This window comes from Streptomyces albipurpureus (genome assembly GCF_023701525.1).
Lineage (GTDB): Bacteria > Actinomycetota > Actinomycetes > Streptomycetales > Streptomycetaceae > Streptomyces > Streptomyces albipurpureus.
Genome location: NZ_JAMQAW010000008.1, coordinates 442,217 through 448,205, shown reverse-complemented (window position 1 = coordinate 448,205; position 5,989 = coordinate 442,217). Strand labels below are relative to the sequence as shown.

At 63.0% G+C, this 5,989-nt stretch carries 5 protein-coding genes and 1 pseudogene; 3 read left to right on the top strand and 3 right to left on the bottom strand.

Annotated elements, in window-relative coordinates; genetic code table 11:
* Positions 1-764: 764 nt before the first annotated feature.
* Together NBG84_RS11055 and NBG84_RS11050 are read left to right on the top strand one after the other, a co-directional pair.
* Entirely contained in the window at positions 765-1,370 is a 606-nt protein-coding gene (locus NBG84_RS11055; protein ID WP_250919149.1) for a hypothetical protein, read from the top strand.
* 28 nt (positions 1,371-1,398) lie between these two features.
* Positions 1,399-1,614 carry a hypothetical protein gene (locus NBG84_RS11050; RefSeq protein ID WP_250919148.1) on the top strand — a complete coding sequence of 72 codons (216 nt, stop codon included), beginning with the start codon at positions 1,399-1,401 and terminating at the stop codon, positions 1,612-1,614.
* A gap of 239 nt (positions 1,615-1,853) precedes the next feature.
* Here NBG84_RS11050 and NBG84_RS41510 read toward each other — a convergent pair.
* Positions 1,854-2,022, bottom strand: a pseudogene (locus NBG84_RS41510) (IS630 family transposase); the annotation flags it as partial.
* Between the two features lie 892 nt (positions 2,023-2,914).
* A complete protein-coding gene (locus NBG84_RS11045; protein WP_250919147.1) occupies positions 2,915-3,676 on the bottom strand; it encodes a hypothetical protein in 762 nt (253 codons plus the stop codon).
* A 1,186-nt stretch (positions 3,677-4,862) separates the two neighbouring features.
* Here NBG84_RS11045 and NBG84_RS11040 point away from each other — a divergent pair.
* On the top strand, positions 4,863-5,558 hold the full coding sequence (locus tag NBG84_RS11040) for an HAD family hydrolase (RefSeq protein WP_250919146.1): 696 nt from the start codon (positions 4,863-4,865) through the stop codon (positions 5,556-5,558).
* Between the two features lie 69 nt (positions 5,559-5,627).
* On the opposite strand, the gene NBG84_RS11035 is transcribed toward NBG84_RS11040, so the two are convergent.
* Positions 5,628-5,989, bottom strand: a 362-nt coding sequence (locus NBG84_RS11035) for a GNAT family N-acetyltransferase (protein WP_250919145.1), incomplete at its 5' end; no start/stop codon positions are given.

The following is a 5,989-nucleotide window of genomic DNA, read 5'->3' as shown; positions in this document are numbered from 1 at the left end:
GCCAGCCCGTCACACGATCCCTGATCGCCTACGACCACTAATCACATCGGAATGAGTCGTCTAGGGCAGGCTGGCGACCGCTACAGTGCTCGTGTCGTCACAGTGTGACGACACCGCCGGACATGCACGGGCCTGGTTGACCAGCACACCAGTAGTCATCATGCCGATGGAGGTAGAACAGCCTCCATCCGCCATAGGCAAGCACGGGGAGACCAACCCCAAGAAGGACCGCTGACACAGAGCAGTGCAGGCTCTCGACGCCAGGGAGCAGAGTAGAAGTCCTCGATCCGGGGCGATTGATTGGCTCCGATGGAGCAGTGAAAAGCCCCCGCTCTGGGGCATCTGGATTGGTTCGCCACGCGGCGGGCCCTATGAGACTGAGTTCGCGCTGGCATGAATCTCAGTTCGCAACCACTCGTGAACTACGACGTGGGCGGACTGAAGCATGCCCAACGGGGCCGTCCGCCCGGAGAGGCGGACCCTTGAGTCCAGACCAATCGCCAACACCGAGGACCTTACTGCAGGCTGCCGTCGCCCCTTCTCACTGCCTCGAACCTCTGGCCCTCGGCGCCACGGCGCTCGTTCTCATCCTCGCGCCTCCTGATATCAGAACTTCTGCGGCGTGGTGGTCATCGACGGGCAACTGGCGCTCAAGGGCGCCAGACATGTCCCAGATAGGAATACTTCGCCTGCGCTGGCGAATGAGAGTTGGCATCATCTGCCGACCGCCCCAGCCAGGCGATTCGCTGCTACACACTCGCGCCATGTCCGACTTCACCTTCCTCACTTCAACTCTGTTGCAGGTGGTGGAGTCAGGAGATCCCTGGGCAAGTAGCGAACTGGTCATCAGAGATGAAGCCCACCGGTATCACGACCCCCCGCTTGTCTTTGACGGTAAACCGTTTGGCTTTCAGGCGAAGTGGAGTCTGGTCAGAGCGAAAGCCGCTCTGACCAGACTCCTGGGACTTGAGCGCCGCATCCATGACCTTCGTAACAATAAGGCCAAGTGGAAGACCGTTGAGTTCACTCTGCGGCTGTTCCGCACTTCCGAATCAGAGACCGGCCTCCCAACGATCACCGCTCCGCCGATCCCTGTGCACCTTGCTCCGCTCCTTGCTGGGGAGTCGCAGGAAGACTTGGAACGAGCTACCGAGGCGCTGAGCCTCGTATGGCGCTGTGTGGCGCTCGATGCGCTCACGGTTCTCAACGCCGTGCTCGCGGGGCGGCGCTACGAGTTCGCCGCCCAAGCGCAGCCGAACGAGTCGTCTCCCTGCGGCGTGATCAGATTCGCCGCGCCTCGAATTCCTCGGGCACCTGGATTGCCGGCGTACTCGCCGGTCTCATCCACTCTGGGTGCGCTCGCCGCCTGACCTTTTGGCGGGTTGCGATGCGCACCCCATGCAAGGCAAGGGCATTCAGGTGTTTGTGTTCGATGTTGATTTGAACGGGGCCGAGTTGTCAGGGCGGGTGCCTTTGCGGCTGTTCGTGCTGGCTCTGGTGCTCGTCAGTGGTCGGTTGGACGGTTGCCAGTCGTTCGCTTACGGGCTGGTCACGGGGGCTGGTGCGTCAGATTCGCGATTGGGTGCGCAGCGTCCTGCTGCGGATTCTGGCTGATCGCGACGATCAGTCCCTCTGACGGACTGAAGGTGGGGCCGCCCTAGCGGCGGCTCCACCTTTTCAGCCTCGCGGAAGGAATTGATCTTGCATGGGGAGTTCAGCCTCACGGCGCCTCCACCGCGAAGTACATCCCCTTCTCGCTGGTATCCAGACATCCCGCTTCTTCCAGGGCTTTCAGGTCTGTGAGGCAGTCTGCAATGCTCACCGGGTGCGGCTTGAGGCGTTCCGGGCCTAGGCCAGCCAGACCGCTGCAGTAACCGCCACGTGCCCCTTCGCTGCGGACGAGACGTGGAACGGTTGGCCGAACATCGTCTTCACCCGGGCCAGGGTCCACCGCTGGTCGGTCCACCCGTGCGTCAGCGGACCAGGCTCCAACACCCGCACCCTCCTGCCACGTCGCGGCTGAAGGTCAGGTAAATCCTCCAGCCGCAATACTCTGGCCCCGAAATTCATCATCCTGATCGCGCGCACACTACCGCCTAGGCTCCCTGATTATAGGTTTCAGAGCAGAGCACTGACGTTTTCTCACGTCACGAGAAACCGCCTGGCGCAAGTGACCGAGGGCTCCTTCTCACGTGGCGAGAAAGCACAGGGATGTAAACACCCGTACATGAATCGTCATTGACGAAGGCATATTCGACAGGGTAGGAATCTTGCTCAGGGAACTCGATCGCCCGCACCGCTGGGCCGGACCAGCGTCCGGGACCCTGCGAGGAGACCTACGTCAGTGCTCTGCGATGACGCAGCGAGCGACACGACCCTGGCAGGGGCGTTGTCCCTGAGCCGTGCGGAGGATCCGCAAAAACCGAAGAGTCGCGGGGGCGATATGCATGGTAGTGCCGGGCGGAAGCCGGCCAGAAGATCAGAACGAAACGCCGGAAAAGTATGTGCGCCATGCAGAAATTCTAGATGAAGAGCAAGAACTAGAAGACTCAACTGAATCTTCGGAATGCCTTGCCCCTCGGGGGATCCCTCCGCGAAGGAATTCATTGCATGACAGGGGGGATGGCGAACGGATTCCCCGTAAAGGAATATGGCTGGGCACCGACATGGGCCTCATGGTCTTCCATCCCGTGCTCTCACCCAACGGCCCTTCCGAGTCCTCGCCTCCCACGGAAGACTCAGTCGTCCAGGACGCCGACGAGGCGAGCCTCGACGTCGCTTGTTGGCTGATGCCGCTTCTGCCTCGTGAACACATTGCCGAGACCTTGAAGCTCGGGGCCTACAGAGAACGCCCCGACGCTTGAGCCTCATCGGACGGGCCGCCCCTTGCCCCATGCCGGGGGCGGCCCCTCCGTCACGCTTTTCCGGCCTCCAGGCGTTTCATCTGCCCGATCATCGCCAGAATCGCTTCCCTACTCGAAGCCAGTAGCTCCGCGCTTTCGAGGGCGAGATGGCGCGCTTCGGGCCGGCTCAGTGCCTGGATCAGGTCGGGCCGTTCGAGGACGTCGACCGCTACGGTGAGCTGGTCATCACTGAGCGCTCCGGCCGGCGGGAGCAGGGCGCCCGCCCGCCCCAGGACGTTCAGCAGTTCCGGCTGCTCCACCAACTTGCCGATGACTTCTCGGTGCTCGGCGCTGAGTGCGCGGACGTTTAGCGCGATCTCGCGGACCTTACTGTCAGCAAGAAGGTCGAGGGTCTGCAGCCTGCCCAGCAAGTCGGCGACAGTCTCGGGGCCAGGCGCTGTGCTACCAACGTTGTCCAGTCTGAGGTCTCGCACCCCGAGGCGCTTCATGACAGCCAGCAGCTCCAGCTGAGCCTTCTCATCGTCCTCGAAGGCGATGGTCTCGTCGACGAAGTACGAGATCCGGCGGTCGAAGAACTCTGCGAGTGCTTTCAAGTGGTTCAGCTTCGGGTTCGTTCCGGGCTTCCCGGTGGCCAGCTCCCACAGATAGGCGCCGGAGATCGGTACCTGTGTCTGCTCGCTGATCATCTTCCCTACTTTGTCCCACGACGGAGCCTTGCCTCCCTTGGGGGTCATCTCGTCCCGGAGTGCGCTCAGCTTCTCCGCGAGCGTGCGCGGCGGCGTACGCATGTCGCCAGCGCCGGTGTCAGGCATTGTCAGCCACTCGTCCTTTCATCCAGCAGACCGATAGCAAGGTGCGGGATGCGTGAACCATATCCATATCCACGCCTGTAGATACCACTAGGGAGGCGGGTTCGGTCAAGCCCTTCCCAGCACTGGGGACACAGGAGTCGATAGGTGTAGACCACTGGTTGGACTTCCCGACTTCAGGGCCGCCGAAGCACCGACACACCTAGCAGGCCCTCTACGGGTGTTTAGTCAGATGCGGTGCGCATCCGGTCATGGAGCAATCCGTTCGAGACACTCCCTCGCGCGGAGCTGCGGTGCTCGAATCGACCAACGCAAGCCCCGGCCCGCATCATCAACACTTGTTTACGGAATCCCTTCCCCGGAGCGTGCGCGGTCGACTAGGATCACACGTGTCGTCCACACTTGTTTACGACGGGAGCTCCCAAGTGCACAGCCGAGTTCACCGGCACCGGGGACCTACTGCATTTGCTGTGCCGACGCTGAGCGACCCTGCCCGTTCGCCCTGAAGCACCAGGAGAACAGGCGTTGGCTCCGGCGCTACTTGCGTGTCCGGTGGTCGGCGTCCAGGACCGCCGAGGACTGAGCCCCCCCCTTTAGTCCTCGGCCACAGAGGGGTGCCACCGCGGAGTACCTCCACTCTGGGTCTCCGTCTCAACAGGGCTGGGCCAAGCCTTCGTCTTCGCAACGAATGGGGCGGGGTGCCGGTGCGTATCTCTGCCCAGGATGCCCCTGTTCGACGGAACCAGAGTGGCAAAAATGGAGCGACCGACGAGGACCGCAGACTTCGACCGCTTTTCGCGCGCCTTAGCGGGCGTGTCTCCCATCGCCTATTGGAAAGGGTCATGAATCCTCTTCTGCGCCGGCGTCGCACGCGTCTTGTCGCATTCCGCCGCCTCCGGTGGATACGGCCCGAGCTTTTCGCCTCTCCGGAAGGCCGATGCCTGTCGGTCCCTCCCGGAGTGGCGGGAGGGCACACTGGCGCCCCGAACCGCCCCCGTGGTCCAAGCAGCGGTCCGATTACTCCGTTCCTACTGGACGAGAGCGCTCAGGCCGTTGGTAGGGATTCTCGTCAGCCCTCGCACCCGTGACACCTGTTCCCGCAGGTGCATCCTGTGTGCCCAGCAGACGACACCGAGAATGCCGCCTTCCATTCGCCATCCGCTAACAGGCGACTACCGGGAGTGAGTCGATGTCTCGCACCATCCGACCTCACTTGATTTGGGACTGGAGCGGCACTCTCGCCGACGAGGCGAGGCGCCATACCGAAGCACTCAACGTCGCCCTGGCGGCTGTGGCTCCTGCCGAAGCAACGAGAATCGACATGGAAGATCTCCACCGTCTCTCACAGGTCCCCGAGTATGCGGCCTACTCGTCGGCACTTGGCCGTCCCCTGACGACGCACGAACATCGACTCGCCGAGGCTGCTCTGAAGGGGTACCTGGCAAGTCAGCCGCCCGCTCCGCTGACTCGCGGTGCCAGCGAGTTACTGAGGAGACTGGTCCGCAGTGGATGCAGTCACTCAGTGGTGTCTCTGAGGCCCCACGACTCTCTGATCCGGCATATCGACGCACTGGGAGTCGCTGCCCTGTTCATCAGGGTCGATGGGCGACGCACTTCGTCCGCGGGCAGTACCAAGTCCCAAGCGCTGGCACGCCACGTGAGGGCAATCCGGCCAGCCATCGACGACCGGCCGATCATCGTCATCGGTGATGCTCCCGACGACGCGGTTGGCGCAGCCGCCAATGGGCTGCCTGTCGTGCTCTACGCCGGCGGGTTCACTTCGGTGGAACTCCTCCGCCAGATTGGCCCTCCCGTCGCGGTCACCCTCGCGGAAGCCGCGGCCATCGCTGTGGCACATGCCCATGCGTCACCAGCCACAGAGTGACCGACGCGCGAGTCAACCCCAGGTCCGTGCTGCGGGACCTGGGGCCGAGCAGACCAGATCAGATCAGCCTCAGCGCCGCACTCGAATGGTGGCCTCTACCGTCGCGCTACGGACATTGGGTACCTCGGCGCCCATCCGGCTGAGAATGGAGAGCATGCGCCGGTTGTCCGAACCAGTCATGACCGTGACGACTTCGCAGTCCAGCGTGTGGGTCCGGGCGAGATCCACGATGCTCCGGGTCAGGGCGGTGCCCAGCCCTCTCGCCTGCCACTCGTCTTCGACCAACAGCCCCATCTCACGAACGGACGTGGCCTCCGTTCGCATCAAGTGCGAAAGGGCGATGAAGCGGCCAGGTTCGTGAATTGGACGGGTGATCAGAGTCGTGCCCCGGCCGGGATCGCACAGGTGCTCCCATTCGTTGGGACGTAGAT